This window comes from Sphingopyxis sp. CCNWLW2 (genome assembly GCF_037095755.1).
Classification (GTDB): Bacteria; Pseudomonadota; Alphaproteobacteria; order Sphingomonadales; family Sphingomonadaceae; genus Sphingopyxis.
The window spans coordinates 127,942-141,669 of the sequence record NZ_JBAWKJ010000002.1 but is presented as its reverse complement, the minus strand read 5'-3'; the positions used below and the strand labels follow the sequence as shown (position 1 = coordinate 141,669).

At 64.5% G+C, this 13,728-nt stretch carries 12 protein-coding genes; 2 read left to right on the top strand and 10 right to left on the bottom strand.

Features of this window, described 5'->3' with window-relative positions; all coding sequences use genetic code 11:
• Nucleotides 1-200: 200 nt before the first annotated feature.
• A complete protein-coding gene (locus V8J55_RS11820) occupies nucleotides 201-1,562 on the top strand; it encodes a tetratricopeptide repeat-containing sulfotransferase family protein (RefSeq protein WP_336445857.1) in 1,362 nt (453 codons plus the stop codon).
• 392 nt (nucleotides 1,563-1,954) lie between these two features.
• On the opposite strand, the gene V8J55_RS11815 is transcribed toward V8J55_RS11820, so the two are convergent.
• From V8J55_RS11815 to V8J55_RS11805, 3 genes are all read right to left on the bottom strand, one after another.
• A complete protein-coding gene (locus V8J55_RS11815; protein WP_336445856.1) occupies nucleotides 1,955-2,566 on the bottom strand; it encodes a glutathione S-transferase in 612 nt (203 codons plus the stop codon).
• A 187-nt stretch (nucleotides 2,567-2,753) separates the two neighbouring features.
• On the bottom strand, nucleotides 2,754-3,395 hold the full coding sequence (locus V8J55_RS11810) for a hydrolase (RefSeq protein ID WP_336445855.1): 642 nt from the start codon (nucleotides 3,393-3,395) through the stop codon (nucleotides 2,754-2,756).
• A gap of 139 nt (nucleotides 3,396-3,534) precedes the next feature.
• A complete protein-coding gene (locus V8J55_RS11805) occupies nucleotides 3,535-4,401 on the bottom strand; it encodes a pirin family protein (RefSeq protein WP_336445854.1) in 867 nt (288 codons plus the stop codon).
• 111 nt (nucleotides 4,402-4,512) lie between these two features.
• Here V8J55_RS11805 and V8J55_RS11800 point away from each other — a divergent pair, with 111 nt between their 5' ends.
• The gene (locus V8J55_RS11800; RefSeq protein WP_336445853.1) at nucleotides 4,513-5,436 is read left to right on the top strand and encodes a LysR substrate-binding domain-containing protein; all 924 of its coding nucleotides are present in this window, start codon (nucleotides 4,513-4,515) and stop codon (nucleotides 5,434-5,436) included.
• A gap of 65 nt (nucleotides 5,437-5,501) precedes the next feature.
• On the opposite strand, the gene V8J55_RS11795 is transcribed toward V8J55_RS11800, so the two are convergent.
• The 7 genes from V8J55_RS11795 to V8J55_RS11765 all read right to left on the bottom strand — a co-directional run bounded on the left by V8J55_RS11795 (nucleotide 5,502) and on the right by V8J55_RS11765 (nucleotide 13,612).
• Complete coding sequence (locus tag V8J55_RS11795) at nucleotides 5,502-6,584, bottom strand: amidohydrolase family protein (RefSeq protein WP_336445852.1); 1,083 nt, start codon at nucleotides 6,582-6,584, stop codon at nucleotides 5,502-5,504.
• Nucleotides 6,585-6,676: 92 nt separating this feature from the next.
• Nucleotides 6,677-9,169, bottom strand: coding sequence for a TonB-dependent receptor (locus V8J55_RS11790; RefSeq protein WP_336445851.1), 2,493 nt, complete (start codon nucleotides 9,167-9,169; stop codon nucleotides 6,677-6,679).
• 101 nt (nucleotides 9,170-9,270) lie between these two features.
• Entirely contained in the window at nucleotides 9,271-10,296 is a 1,026-nt protein-coding gene (locus V8J55_RS11785) for a FecR family protein (RefSeq protein WP_336445850.1), read from the bottom strand.
• Nucleotides 10,297-10,304: 8 nt separating this feature from the next.
• The gene (locus V8J55_RS11780; protein ID WP_336445849.1) at nucleotides 10,305-10,838 is read right to left on the bottom strand and encodes an RNA polymerase sigma factor; all 534 of its coding nucleotides are present in this window, start codon (nucleotides 10,836-10,838) and stop codon (nucleotides 10,305-10,307) included.
• Nucleotides 10,839-10,917: 79 nt separating this feature from the next.
• A complete protein-coding gene (locus V8J55_RS11775; protein WP_336445848.1) occupies nucleotides 10,918-11,589 on the bottom strand; it encodes a hypothetical protein in 672 nt (223 codons plus the stop codon).
• An 87-nt stretch (nucleotides 11,590-11,676) separates the two neighbouring features.
• A complete protein-coding gene (locus tag V8J55_RS11770; RefSeq protein WP_336445847.1) occupies nucleotides 11,677-12,708 on the bottom strand; it encodes an NADP-dependent oxidoreductase in 1,032 nt (343 codons plus the stop codon).
• A gap of 139 nt (nucleotides 12,709-12,847) precedes the next feature.
• Complete coding sequence (locus tag V8J55_RS11765; RefSeq protein WP_336445846.1) at nucleotides 12,848-13,612, bottom strand: SDR family oxidoreductase; 765 nt, start codon at nucleotides 13,610-13,612, stop codon at nucleotides 12,848-12,850.
• Nucleotides 13,613-13,728: the final 116 nt, after the last annotated feature.

Sequence of the window (13,728 nt, the reverse complement as noted above, 5' to 3'; positions counted from 1 at the left end):
ACCGGGCGCACGTATGTCACGGTATCGACACGGAAAACCAAGTTCGGGTAACATCGGGGCCGCCCCTTCGGGAACCTTCACCTGACCCGGGAAACTTGCACAGACCGCAAGCCCGTCTGTAGACACGCGGCACGATGTTGACCCACATTCCGTCGATGAACGCAGATTCCGCCTCCCCGCCCGACGAACGGGTCCTGCGCATGGCAGTCGCCGGGCATCCCGACGCGGCCCAGGCGCACGCCGCGCTCGCGTCCTTCCTCTGCGGCGCCGGCCGTGTCGACGAAGCGTTGGCCCATCTCGACCGCGAGATAGACCGTCAGCCGTCGAAAATCTGGCCGCTATCGATAAAGGCCGGCATATTGTCCGGCGAGCGCCGCGCGGCGGAAGCGCTCGACGTCCACCGGGCGCTGGTCGCTGCCGCTCCGGGCGTGCCCCTCCTGTGGGCCAATTTCGGTAGCGACCTCGCCGCCGTTGGCGACGTGAGCGAGGCCGCGGCCGCCTTTCGCAAGACGGTCGAGCTTGCACCCGATTTCGGCCCCGCGTGGCTCGGGCTCGCCACTTTGTCCGCCATGCCTGGCGACACCGATATCGCGGCGATGGAGAAGGCCCTCGTCTTCGTGCGCGACCCCTATCACAAGGTCCAGCTGCTCTTCGCGCTCGGCCGCGCCCACGGCGCGCGTGGTGCGTTCGAGAGGTCGTTCGAGAAATTCACCGAAGCCAACACCCTCCGCGACACGCTCGTTCCCCATGACGGAGCAGGGCTCGCTGCATTCGTCGAGGCCCACCATATATTGCAACCATCCTTTTTCGCGGCAGCGACCGATCTTTCCCCGCAAGCGGACAGCGCAATCTTCATCGTCGGCATGCCGCGCTCGGGATCCACGCTCGTCGAACAAATCCTCGCCAGCCATCCCGAAGTCGAGGGCGCCGGCGAATTGTTCGCATTGTCGGAAGTCGCCGCCTCGATCGGCGCGTTCGATTCGCCCGACGCCTTTGTCCGCCGCCTGCAGACATTGACGCACGCCGAAGCAGCGCAACTCGGGACGGATTATCTGACGAGAGCGGGGCGCTATCGCCGCACCGATCGCCCCTATTTCACCGACAAAATGCCGGCCAACTGGCGCTTTGTCGCACTCATCCGCCGGATCCTGCCGCGCGCGCGAATTATCGACGTGCGGCGTGCCCCGCTGGCCTGCTGCTTTTCGGCCTACACGACCTATTTCAACCGCCACACCGACTTTCCGAACACGCTGGAAGATCTCGGCCGATATTATCGACATTATCTTGGGATGATGGAAATGGTGCAGGGCCTGGCGCCCGACAGCTTGTACCGCCTCGATCATGCGCGGCTTGTATCGAATGCAGAGCAGGAAATTCGGACACTTCTTGGCTTTCTGCGACTTCCTTTCTCGCCTTCCTGCCTCAGGTCCGAAAAGAATTCGCGAGCCATTTACACGCCGAGCGCCCAGCAGGTTCGGACTCCCATTCATCACGAGCAAGACCGATCGCATGTCTATCTGCCGTGGCTGAGACCGTTACAAGCCGCGCTCAGGGCGGGATAATGGATGGACCGATCTTGGCCGCTTTGCAGACCGTCCGCTTCTGGGCGACAAACTTCGATAACAGACATTGGAAATGCGAAGGAAGCGGAGCTATTGCCTAGAGGTTCGGCTTCAAAACGAGCGTCCGCGTCGCTTTCGGTCGCTTTTGTGCGCAAGGCAGCCGTTAGGAATCTTTGGCGAAGAGGCAAGGTGCGCACCAGGCTCAGCATTTGCAAAAAGAAGCGGTCCTATCCGTCGGAGGAGGAAGCGCTCGCTGCCGTTCGGCGCTCTGAATTGCCGCTCCGGACGTACCGCTGCGACCGCTGCCGACTGTTCCATTTGACCAGCCGCACAAAGGGCAAGCTTGTGCTTCGAAGCGATGGCGACCCATTTCCATAGCTGGCTGATTGTTTTCAGCCCTGCCCTTCGGCCCATGGCGCGATTCTGATCATCGCCCGCTCGAACAAGTCCGACGTCACCAGAACTGCCAGCCAGTGGCGTACCCCCTGCGGCGCGCGTGCTGCGAACCACTCCGCATCGACCCCGGCAAACTGGCGAACAAATGGAAACAGCGCCATGTCGTTGAACCCGCGCGTCGCGCCGCCAAGATAATCTTGTCCGTTCAGCCGCTCGTCGAGCTCCGCCAGCATCGCCAAACCCGCCGCGCGATGCGTCAGCGGATCGACATCGTAACGCCCGGCATATTTGTAACGGTCGAGATGATGTTTGAACGCGCCGTCGAACTTCGCGACCAACGCCGCATCGGCGCGCGGCAGCCAGTCCTCTGGGTCGTGCTGCGACAGGGCCCAGTGCATGATATCGATGCTTTCATCGATCACCGCCCCGTCCGCCAGCACGAGCACCGGCACGGTTCCCTTGGGCGATGCGGCCAGCATGGTGGCGGGCTTGTCGCGCAGCTCCACCTCACGATGTGCGTAGATCGTCCCGCTCACCAGCAACGCCATCCGCGCGCGCATCGCGTAAGGACAGCGGCGAAAGCTATAGAGGATCGGGATGTCGCGCATCGCGGGCGCATAGCCGATCTCAAACGCGCCGCCAAATCGCGCCCCCCCTGTCCTCCCGGATAGAGACCCGGTCTCAGGCCGCGCAGCAACTTCTCGTAAAATCCGCCGAAGGTCGGATCCGGCGCGATCATTCTCCTTGCGGGGTTCCGCCGGGCGGCATGCGCCGCGCCGGCGGAGATATTTCGGGTCAGTCGGCCTTGTCGTAGGAAAACTGGATTCCGGCGGTGCCGCCCGTCTCGATGAACAGGTTCATAAAGGCGGGGACGGTCTCGCTGCGTTTCCAGTCGCGCTGCAATTCGCAGAACAGCTGCGGGACCGAGATCATCTTGCCGCCCGCCTGCTCGATCCGCCGCAGCGCGGCCTCGTGCGCGGCGAGCGAGGTGCCGCCCACCGCATCGACCGGGACATAGACCTCATACCCCTCGGCGAGCGCATCGAGCGCGGGAAAGGTCAGGCACGCCTCGGTCCAGAGCGCGGTCATGATCAGCTTCTTGCGCCCGGTGGCCTCGACCGCTTTGCGGAATTCGACATCTTCCCAGCTGTTGATTGTCGTGCGGTCATAGGTCGGATAGTCGCCGAGTATCTTGCGGACCTGCGGCACCGGCGGCTTGTTGAGGCCGGTTTCGACATTCACCGTCGAATGAACGATCGGCAGGTCGTACGCGACCGCCGCCCGGGCGCAGCCGGCGATGTTGTTGAGCAGCAACTGCCGGTCCATCGAGGCGATCGAATTCACCTGCACCGGTTGATAGTCGATGATGATGAAGGCGGAATTCTGCGGGGTCAGCAGATGGTCCGCCTTCGGATCGCGGATCGCTTCGCTTGTCATGGGTCTTCTCCTGCATTGGGGCGCGCCGAAGGGCCGGCAGGCAACTGCCGTCGCGGCGGGGCACGCGGGTCCACCGTCAATTCATCGAGGGGAGAGAGGACCCGGCTCCCGGGAGGTGGGGGAGGGAGCCGGGTCCGCGTCAGGCTGCGACGGGCGCGAGCCTGCCGTTGTTGAAATCGTCGATAGCCTGCCGGATTTCAGCTTCGCTGTTCATCACGAAAGGCCCGTAGCCGACGATCGGTTCGTCGATCGGCTCGCCGGTCAGGACAAGGATCGTCGCGTCGCCGTTGGCGTGGATCGGAATCGATCCCCCTTCCCGGCTCAGCAATACCATCTCGGCCTCGCCCGCTTCCTCGCTGCCGCCGACGGTGACATGGCCGGCCAATATCACCAGCATCGCGGTGTGGCCTTCAGGCAGGTCGAGCGTCACATCGGCATCGCGGTTCAGCCGGACGTCCCAGACGTTGATCGGGGTGAAGGTCCGCGCCGGGCCCTTCGCACCCAGCATCTCGCCCGCGATCACCCGGCCGAGACCCGCGCCACCGGGCAGCTCGACGGTCGGAATGTCCGCCGCCGTGATACCCTGATAGCCGCCGGGCGCCATCTTGTCCTTCGCGGGCAGGTTGACCCACAGCTGGACCATCCGGAACGGGCCGCCCGTCTTGCCGAACGCCGGCGAATGATATTCCTCGTGCAGAATCCCGCCCGCCGCCGTCATCCACTGGACGTCGCCGGGGCCGATGATACCGCCGTTGCCGGTCGAATCCTTGTGCTCGACCTCGCCGTCATAGACGATCGTCACCGTTTCGAACCCGCGGTGCGGATGCTGCCCTACGCCGCGTCGATCGGTCGTCGGCGCGAAATTATAGGGCCCGGCATAGTCGAGCAGCAGGAAGGGACTGACCCGGTCGCCGAGGCTGTTGTACGAAAAGAGCGAGCGGACCGGAAAGCCGTCGCCGACCCAATGCTGGTTGGGATTGCTGTAGGTGCCAAGGATCGTCTTCATCTTGCATCTCCTGCGCCTCCAGAGGGAAGCATCTGTTGAAATGGAGAATAATCCTTCGCCAAAGGTACCGAAAGATTGCGAAATTGGACTCAGAGTCCTACTGATAGGACAATGCAGGACCTCAACGACCTCTATCTCTTTGTGCAGGCCGTCGAACATGGGGGGTTCGCCGCGGCGGCGCGCGCGCTGGGTTTGCAGAAATCGAAGGTGAGCCGCCGCATCGGCTTGCTCGAAGATCGACTGGGCGTGCGCCTGATCCAGCGCTCGACGCGGCGCTTTTCGGTGACCGAGATCGGTCAGGAATATTACCGCCGCTGCGTCGCGATGCTCGTCGAGGCCGAAGGCGCCCAAACCGTCATCGATCAGTCGCGCGCCGAGCCATGCGGCGTCGTGCGGCTCAGCTGCCCGACCGGCCTTCTCGCCTTCCAGTTCGGCGAATTGTTAGGGCGTTTCATGGCGCTCTATCCCGCGGTCGAGCTCCACGTCGAAAGCACCAACCGCCGCGTCGACGTCATCGGCGAAGGGTTCGACCTCGCGATCCGCGTCCGCCCCCCGCCGCTGACCGAGAGCGAACTTGTGATGCGCCGTTTCGACGAGCGCACGATCCGGATCGTCGCCAGCCCGGATTTGCTCAAGCAACGGGCGATCACCCTGCCCGCCGACCTCACCGGCCTGCCCAGCCTCGATTTCGGGCCGGCGGGCGGCGAGCATCGCTGGCGCCTGACCCATGCCGACGGCAGCGTCGCCGAGGTGCGCCATGCGCCGCGGCTGGTCACCGACGATATGGCAGTGCTGCGCGACGCCGCGCTTGCCGGGGCCGGGGCTGCGCGCCTGCCAACGCTTGTCGTTTGGGACGATTTGCGAGCTGGCCGACTGACTACGGTGCTGCCCGACTGGAGACCGTCGAACGAAATCGTCCATGCGGTATTTCCATCCCGGCGCGGGCTCCTCCCTTCGGTGCGGGCGCTTCTGGATTTTCTCGCGGACGAATGCGCTGCACAGCGGCGGCGGGTGCCGGAATCGGGCCACGACTGAGTATGGCCGAAAATTGACGGTCCGGCCTTAGGCCGGACCGCAACCGACGCGACCGACGTCTCGCGTCAAGGCTGCTTTTTCTGTACCCATTCCGGCCGCAGATAGGGCGCGCGGTTGTTACAAAGCTGGGCCCATTCGGCGGCAGTGACAGGAAGCTGCGCCTGCTCGGCGGTGAAATATTCGGTGGGGTGCTGCATCGCGGGCCAGTCGCTGGCGAGTACGAAGCGGTCGATGCCGACCCGGCGCATCAGCGCGACATAGGCGACGCGCAGTTCGGCCATGGTGCGCTTCTCCTTGGGATCCTTCAGCCCCGGCTGCGTCGCGAGATCGAACTGGGCGACGGCGGACAGGTCGAGGACGAGGTTGGCGGTGCCCGGCGCCTTGCGCGCGATGGCATCGCCATAGACCGCCAGCGCGTCGAGCGTCGGCTGGTCGATCCCGCCATAGCCGCCGCCGTGCGCGATCTGCACGGGCAGGTCGCCCGCCTGCGACAAGATCTTGTCGATGAAGGTCGCGAGATTAGCGGCGGTATAGGGCGCCGCGCCGCGAAGATGCACGACGAGCGGCAGGCGCGCCTTGCTCGCGGCGGCGAAGAATTTGGCCAGTTGGTCGACCTGTTCGGCGTTGCCCAGATCGAGGCCGCTGTTGCCGAGGTGCAGCTTGACGCCCGACGCACCGGGCTGGCGCGACCAATAGTCCAACTCGTCGGACGCATTGGCGAGGAAGGGGTTGATGCCGACAAAGGCGACAAGGCGGCCGTTCGAGGCGAGCGCGGCGTCGACATTATAGCGGTTCTCCGCACGCATCCGCCGCGCCATGTCTTCGGGCGCGAGCGGAAGGGCGGGAAAACCGAACATATAGGCGGCCGACAGCAGCACACCCTGTTTGATCCCGGCACGATCGAGTTCGCGCACCGCGTCGGCGCCGCTGCGTTCGGTAGAGAGATCCTCGGGCATCCCTTCAAAGGATGAGGGATCCTTCGCCTTCATTTCGCGAATGCGATCGGTGATCAGCGGACTCTGGATATGCATATGATGATCCGCCACGGGCGCGGGCTCGCTATGCCCGCCCTGCTGCGCCTGCACCGGTGCGCCTGCGAAAAGAAGCGCAGCCGCGCCGACCAACGAAAATCTTGATAGAACAGCCATATGGTCAACCCTTGTGATGATGAGAATTTGCCGCGCCCCTCGCTCAGTGGGGCCGGTAGCCGACAAAGGGCGCGGCGGTGTGGAGCGGGGCGTCAGATCCGGTAGTCGACGGTGACCCCGAGCGTGCGAGGACGAACGATAAATTGCTGCAGCGGATTGGCGAAACCGCTCGTCACCCCGCGGGAATCGCTGATATTGTCGAGAAACAGCGTGATCCCGATCCGGTCGTTGCGGACACCGGTGCGTATATCGAACAGGTTGTAACCGCCCTGCTCCGCACCCGCGATCGCGGAACTGGCGACGAGCGCACCGGGCGCGCGCGAAATATAGCGATGCGAGAAAACGACCGACCAGTCCATGGCGCCGGCGTCGCGCTCATAGGAAACGACATTCGACACCTGCCATTTCGACGCGCCCGGCAGCGTGGTTTTCGCGGGCACCACCGGTCCCGGCGCGGACGGGTTGGGATCGAACGGCTCGGACAGCTTCGCGTTGAGATACGTCAGGTTGCTCGTCAGGTTGAGGCCATCGGCGGGACGCAGCGTCGCGCTGGCTTCGAGACCATAGCTCCGCGCCTTCCCCGCATTGTCGGCATAGTTGAGCCCGGTCGCCGTCGTGAGTCGCAGCTGAATGTCGCTCCAGTCGACATAGAAACCCGTCACGTCGAGCAGGAGCTTCCTGTCGAACAGGTCGGCGCGCATGCCGAGTTCATAATTCCACAGCGAATCGCTATCAAATTGCCGCGGGACGTTCGATCCTGGCAGCGCAGGGATGATATTGGGGCCGCCGAAGCGAAACCCCTTCGATGCCAGCGCATAGACCATCAATCCCGGATGCGGGGTCCAGGTAATCGACCCCTTTGGGTTGAAGCCGCGGGACTTCTGCGTTCCCCTCACCTCCTCCACCAGACTGCCTGTGCCCAGGAACGAGAAAAGATCGGTCAGCACCGAATGCAATCGGAGTTCCTGTTCGAACAGGCGGCCGCCCAGCGTTACTTTCAACCGATCGTTCAGATGATAGGTCGCCTCACCGAAGAGCGCGCTTTCGCGGGCACGACCGATAATCGCTCCATCGAGGAGCCGGTCGCCGGGCGTAAGCTCCGCCCCCTTGCCGGGACCAAGCAGCCCATCGACCACCCCCTGCAGCCCTGCGGCATAGATCCGCTGATTGAGGTGCGTATCGGTTTCGTCGTGCATCGCGCCGACCACATAATCGAACGCGCCGCCGGGGGCGGACGCCAGCCTGAGCTCAAAGGTCTGGCCGTCGTTTTTCGATGAGGCGACAGAGGTGATCGGTGCCAGGCCGAACAGAAAGGGGGAAAGAGCGGCGCTATAATCTTCGCGCGTATCGCTCGTTTTCCGGTGATAGGTCGCGGTCGCGGTCAGCGTGGCAAACCCCATATCCTGATCGAACCGGAGATTATGGATCAGGGTGCTGAAGTCGCTCAGTTCTGGAATAACCGTCGTTTTCCGGAGCTCGCCCGCGCGGGTCGGCTGCTGAAAGCCGGCATCATCGGTCTTCTGACGCTGTTCGAGATACATATAGGCGATCGTCGTATCGGGTCCGGGTTTCCAGCTCGCCAGAAAGCGCCCGCCCGTGGTGGCGGTCCGATTGGAATCGCGCTTGCCGATCCCGATATTGTCGATGAAGCCCGCATCCTCGCGATAAACGAAGACGCCGCGAATACCGAGGACATCCTCGATCACCGGTGCGTTGAGCATGATCTTGCCCGCGATCCCGATGCCGCCCTCCTCGATGGCGTGCAAACCCGCCTGCGCGCGGCCGCCCCAGCGCGCCAGATCCGGACGGCTCGCCTGATAATTGACCGCGCCCCCGAGCGAGGCCGACCCGAACAATGTGCCCTGCGGCCCGCGCAGCACCGCGACATTATCGACGTCGAAGGTATCGATATCGGGGGTGCCGATCGAAATGGAGGGATCGGTCAGCGGCACGTCGTTGATGAAAATCCCCGTCGTCGCTTGCCCCTGATCGCGCGCGGTGGTGGTCGCAACGCCGCGGATCGCGATCGAGCTAGCGCCCGGACGCCCCGCGTTGAAGACCACGCCCGGCGTTCGCGTCAGATAGTCGGCCAGCCCCTGCGCGCCCAGTTTTTCGAGCTGCTCCCCCGTTTGCGCCGAAACCGAACCCGATATCTTGCGCACGGGTTCGGCGCGCTTCGTCGCCGTGACGATGATCTCCGAATCATCGGCGAACTCCGCGGCATGGACCGAAGCCGACGCATCCGAAATTTGCCGGCGTTCGATAACATAGCCGCCCTGCGCGGTTCGGCGCGCGGCCAGTCCGGTGCCCTCGAGCAATCGGGCCAGCGCCTGTTCGGTGGTGAACGATCCGATCAGCGCGGGTGCGCGGCGCGACCCGACAATCGACGGGCTGAAGATGATCTCGGCGCGGGTGCGGCGTCCCACCTGCCGGATCGCCGACGCCAGATCCTGGCTGGCGATGTTGAGCTCCACGGGCGCCTGCGTCTGCGCCTGCACAGACTGCGGCGCGAGCCATGCGACCGACGCAATCGTCAGCAACCCTGCGAGCTTGACGCGACCGCGTGCCCGACCTTCTTGACGCATATCATCCCCCTCCTGATCCCATTTTTTCGGAGCATTTTTCCCGCTCCCGATGCGTATTACGCAGCGGCGCGAAAAACCCGCATCGGGTCAGGAGGATTTTTTTAGGGACGTGCCGTTGCGGGCAGCAGTTCGACGCCGTCGGCGCGCTTTCGCGCCTCCACCGGGATCAGTTCGCCGACCATCGCGGCGAAACGCGCGGGATCACCGGTCCTGAAGACACCGCTGATATGCTGGCGCGCCAGCTGCTCATCGGCGATGGTGACCTGCTGGACGCTGTATCGGTTGATCTCCGCCACGGCTTCACCCAGCGGTGCGTCGGCGAATTCGACAAAACCGTCGCGCCAGCGCAGCTTGACGCCGACGTCGACCTTCTCGACGCGCTGCGCCATGCCAAGTTCGACGACCAGCTCCTCGCCCGGTCGCAGCACGGTCGCCGCCGGTTGCTCGCTATGGCCGGAGCGCGGTCGGTTCACCGCGACCTTGCCGTCGACCAACGTCACCTCCATGCGCCCGGGATCGAGCCGCACTTCGAACACCGTGCCGAGCGCCGTCACGGTGCGATCGGCCGCCTCCACGACGAACGGGCGCGCGGTCTCATGCGCGACCCCGAACAGCGCCTGCCCATGGACAAGCTGCACCGTGCGGCGCTGCCCGGTGAATTTGACCCGCAGCTCGGAATCGGTGTTGAGCGTGACCGTGCTGCCGTCGGACAGGCGGACCGTCCGCAATTCGCCCTTGCGGGTCGTGTGCACGACCCCGGCCGACGCGGCCACCGAAACGGGCGCATCCTCGACCGGAGCGTCGGGGCGCAGCAAGAATACGCCCAGCGCCAGCGACGCCGCGATCAGCCCGCCGGCGCCAACCCGCCAGAACCAGTGCCGGCGCACGGGAGGCACCGCCAGCGCTTCCTGCCGCAGCGCCAAAAGCAGCGGATCATCCGCATGTTGTTCGCAGAAGGTTTCGAGCTCCGACATGCGCGCGAACTGCCGTGCATGGGCGGGCGACTGGTCGACCCAGTCGTCGAATTCCGCCTGCTCGGCGTCCGTCAGGTCGCGACCGTCACGGCGCACATGCCAATAGGCCGCCGCCTCTGCAGGCGACATGCCGAGGGTCGCGGAGGTTTTCACCGGGCCTGTCATGCTTCGTCCATCCGGCGCGTGATATACACCATCGCGCGCTGCATATGCTTTTCCGTCGCGCTTACCGAAATCCCCAGCCGGCTGGCAATGTCCAGATAGCGCATCCCTTCGATACGCCGGAGCACGAACACCGCGCGGGTCCGCTCGGGCAGCTCGTGCAGTATCGCCGATACACGCGCAAGCTGTTCGCGATTGGCGAGGACATGCTCAGGCGAAAACTCAATACCCGCGTGGGTTTCGGGGCAGAATGGCTGGTGGAGATGCTCATTGCGGGCACGGGCGCGCCGATGGCGATCGGTCAGCACGCTGCTCGCGGTTGCGAAGACATAGCCGTCGACACGTTCGTCGCTCTCATCAGCGTCGCAGCGCATCAACCGCTCGAACACTTCCTGGACCAGATCGTCGACATCGGGGCGGCGGCCGATCCGGCGCGAAAAATAGCGCTCGAGCGCAAGGCGAAAACGGTTGTGCAGGCGCGACATGCGCGCCTGTTCCTGTAGCATCTCTTCCTTTTCACCGGCAGGTTGCACGCCAGCCTCCCCTCGCGCGCGAGGATGGCAGCGCGAAACCAACAATCAAGTTTCTTGTTCGCATCGGCGGTCGTGAACGTCAGGAAGAGCCCTCCCCCAGCATGTAATCCGCGACGCCATAGGAATGGCTAGCCTGATAGGCATTCCTGCCGCGGTTCATGTGGGTCATATTGAATCGCCGAACAGCGCGCAGCGCGCGAGGGACCGAGAGAAAGTCGCGGATGGAAGCGGAGCCTCGTATCTTGACGATGAAAATATCCGGACCGCTCGGAACCGAATAGCGCAAGTCCTCAGGTGCCCGCACGCTCCCCTCGAGAAACACCTGGTCGATCGTCTCCTGTGTGAGCGATCCATCGGTCGTGAAATCCGACAGGTGAAGAATGAGCCGTGCGCGGAGATCGTCGCCGTCGGCGTACAGCGTGAACAGCTCCATCCAACTCGCGTTGACGCGGACCAATGGCTTGTCCGACGTCGATGGCAGGCAGGAAACCGACCAGTAAGTGCGCTCCGTCGCGCGAGGTAAGGGAATGCAGGTCCGGCCGTATAGCTCAAGAATCTCAAACAGCTCGGTCGCCTGCGGTCGACGAAGCAGCTTCTGGAAGCGGTGCGCATATTTTAACCGCTGCTCGATCGAATCCTGCCGCTCTTCCGCGTCGGCCAGTTCCGCCCTGCCCTCCAGCCACTCCTGCTGCTGCTCGATATCCAGGAATTGGCGCAGCCCTTTGGCGCTCTGGCTAGATTTCTTGTTCATGCCCCAAGAATGCGAGACACGCGCCCAATCATCAATAGCGTCCGCGATTTCCAAACCGCTGCGGAGGCCCGCGCCGGTAGTCCCAGCCTAGTCCACCCCGTCGATCCGCAGCAATTGCTTGCCCCGATTTGAGCCGTTGAACAGCCGCAAGAATGTTTGTGGGATGACGTCGAAACCATGCTGAATGTCGGTACGATAGCGGATCCGGTTGCTGCGGACCCATTGCCTGAGTTCCACCATAGCAGAGGGCACACGATCCAGATGGTCGAGCAGGATAAAGCCGCGCATCTCGGCGCGCTGCGGAATCAGCCGGACCAGGTTGCGCGGCCCTGCAGCGGCGTGCGTGTCGTTATAGCCCGAAATGGCACCGCACAGCACGATCCGGCCAAAGCGCGCGATATGCGCGATTCCCGCTTCGAGCGTGGTGCCGCCCACATTGTCGAAGAACAGGTCGATTCCCTCGGGCGCGAGCTTTCCGAGCCGCGCCCGCACATCCTCCGCGCGATAATCGATCGCGGCGTCGGCGCCATAATCCTCGATCAACCAGCGGCATTTTTCGACGCCTCCAGCGATCCCGATCACGCGCGCGCCGGCGAGCCGCGCGATCTGAATCGCAACCGATCCGACCGCACCCGCCGCGCCGGAAACGAGGACGCAATCCCCCGCGCGGAGCCGGCCGACGTCGTACATGCCGACATAGGCCGTCAGGCTCGCCGCGCCGAATATACCCAACGCCTCTTCGGGCGCCGTCCCGTCCGGGATGGGCACCGGGTCGGGGTCGCCCGCCCGCGCCGCAACGGCATAATCCTGCCATCCGAACAACCCCCGCACCATCGAGCCCTCCGGATATGCCGGATTGCCCGACGCGATCACGCGCGCGACCGCGCTGCCGCGCACGGGCTCATCGATCCTGATGGGGGGAAGATAGCTTGGGACATCGTCCATCCACCCGCGCTGCGCGGGATCGAAGCCGAACATGACGTTGCGGACGAGGATCTCGCCCGCGGCCAGATCGGCCCGCGGCAAGGGCGCGTCATGCCGCGCGAAATCATCGACGCTGACCTGCCCCTGGGGGCGCCGCGCGAGCAGCCATTGGCGATTGACGGTGTCTGCGGGCATGACGGCACTCCGATATAGCAGTGGAAGACGGCATCACTATCGCAACCGTCCGGCGCCCTCGCCAAGTCGCCATTGTCCTGCACCGCGCACAGAATGTTTTCGAAGCCCGCTGACCATGTGCGGCTCCTCCGCCGCGACGTCAGCCCATCTGGGCCAGGCTCAGAAAGACCGGCCGCTCGCCGCCGCCATGCGCAGCGATTTTTGCACCGCTGATATAGGCCGCGTCCGGCGACGCCAGGAAGCTCACGACCCCGGCGATGTCCGGCCCGCGCGCCATCCGGCCGAGCGGCAGCATCGCATCGATCCGTTTCATCCCCGCCTCGCCGCCATAATGATCGGCCGCAGCCTCGGTGGCGACCAGCCCCACGACGACCGCATTGACACGCACCTTCGGCCCCCACTCCATCGCAAGCGATTCGGTAAGGCTCAGCAGCCCCGCCTTGGCCGCACCATAAACCGCCGTTCCCGGCGACGGCCGCGTACCCGAGACGCTGGCGATATTGACGATACTGCCACCCTCCTCTTGCGCCTGCATGACGCGGTTGACGGCCTGCGCGACATGCAGCGGGGCAAGCAGGTTGAGCGCGAGGACGCGCTCCGAAAAACGCGGCGACGCGGAGGCCGCATCGGCTTCGGGGGAGCCCCCGGCATTGTTCACGGCGAGGTCGAGCCGGCCGTGGCGTTCGAAAATGCGGTCGACCATCGCCTGAACCTCGTCCGCCGAACGCACATCGCACGCCTCGAACTCCGCCGCCGCGTCAAGGTGGCGCGGCAGGTCCTCGGGGGCGTTGCGGCCGCAGATCACGACGCGCATGCCGTCTTCCAATAGCCGCTCGGCGATCGCGCTGCCGATACCGCGGCTGCCGCCGGTCACGAGCGCCACGCGCTGTTTCTCGTCCGCCATTTCGATCTCCATTTCTCGCCCGCCTCTCTTCTATCGGGCGGCGTGAAAGTCTCTCTCCATATGGTGGTATCGGGCGAACGGCCAGCGCGCCTATCCATCTTGCAACATCGCGGGCG

Coding starts and splice junctions, on each gene's coding strand:
- V8J55_RS11820 (WP_336445857.1), top strand. CDS start 201: ATGGCAGTCGCCGGGCATCCCGACGCGGCCCAGGCGCACGCCGCGCTC.
- V8J55_RS11815 (WP_336445856.1), bottom strand. CDS start 2,566: ATGCGCGACATCCCGATCCTCTATAGCTTTCGCCGCTGTCCTTACGCG.
- V8J55_RS11810 (WP_336445855.1), bottom strand. CDS start 3,395: ATGACAAGCGAAGCGATCCGCGATCCGAAGGCGGACCATCTGCTGACC.
- V8J55_RS11805 (WP_336445854.1), bottom strand. CDS start 4,401: ATGAAGACGATCCTTGGCACCTACAGCAATCCCAACCAGCATTGGGTC.
- V8J55_RS11800 (WP_336445853.1), top strand. CDS start 4,513: ATGCAGGACCTCAACGACCTCTATCTCTTTGTGCAGGCCGTCGAACAT.
- V8J55_RS11795 (WP_336445852.1), bottom strand. CDS start 6,584: ATGGCTGTTCTATCAAGATTTTCGTTGGTCGGCGCGGCTGCGCTTCTT.
- V8J55_RS11790 (WP_336445851.1), bottom strand. CDS start 9,169: ATGCGTCAAGAAGGTCGGGCACGCGGTCGCGTCAAGCTCGCAGGGTTG.
- V8J55_RS11775 (WP_336445848.1), bottom strand. CDS start 11,589: ATGAACAAGAAATCTAGCCAGAGCGCCAAAGGGCTGCGCCAATTCCTG.
- V8J55_RS11770 (WP_336445847.1), bottom strand. CDS start 12,708: ATGCCCGCAGACACCGTCAATCGCCAATGGCTGCTCGCGCGGCGCCCC.
- V8J55_RS11765 (WP_336445846.1), bottom strand. CDS start 13,612: ATGGCGGACGAGAAACAGCGCGTGGCGCTCGTGACCGGCGGCAGCCGC.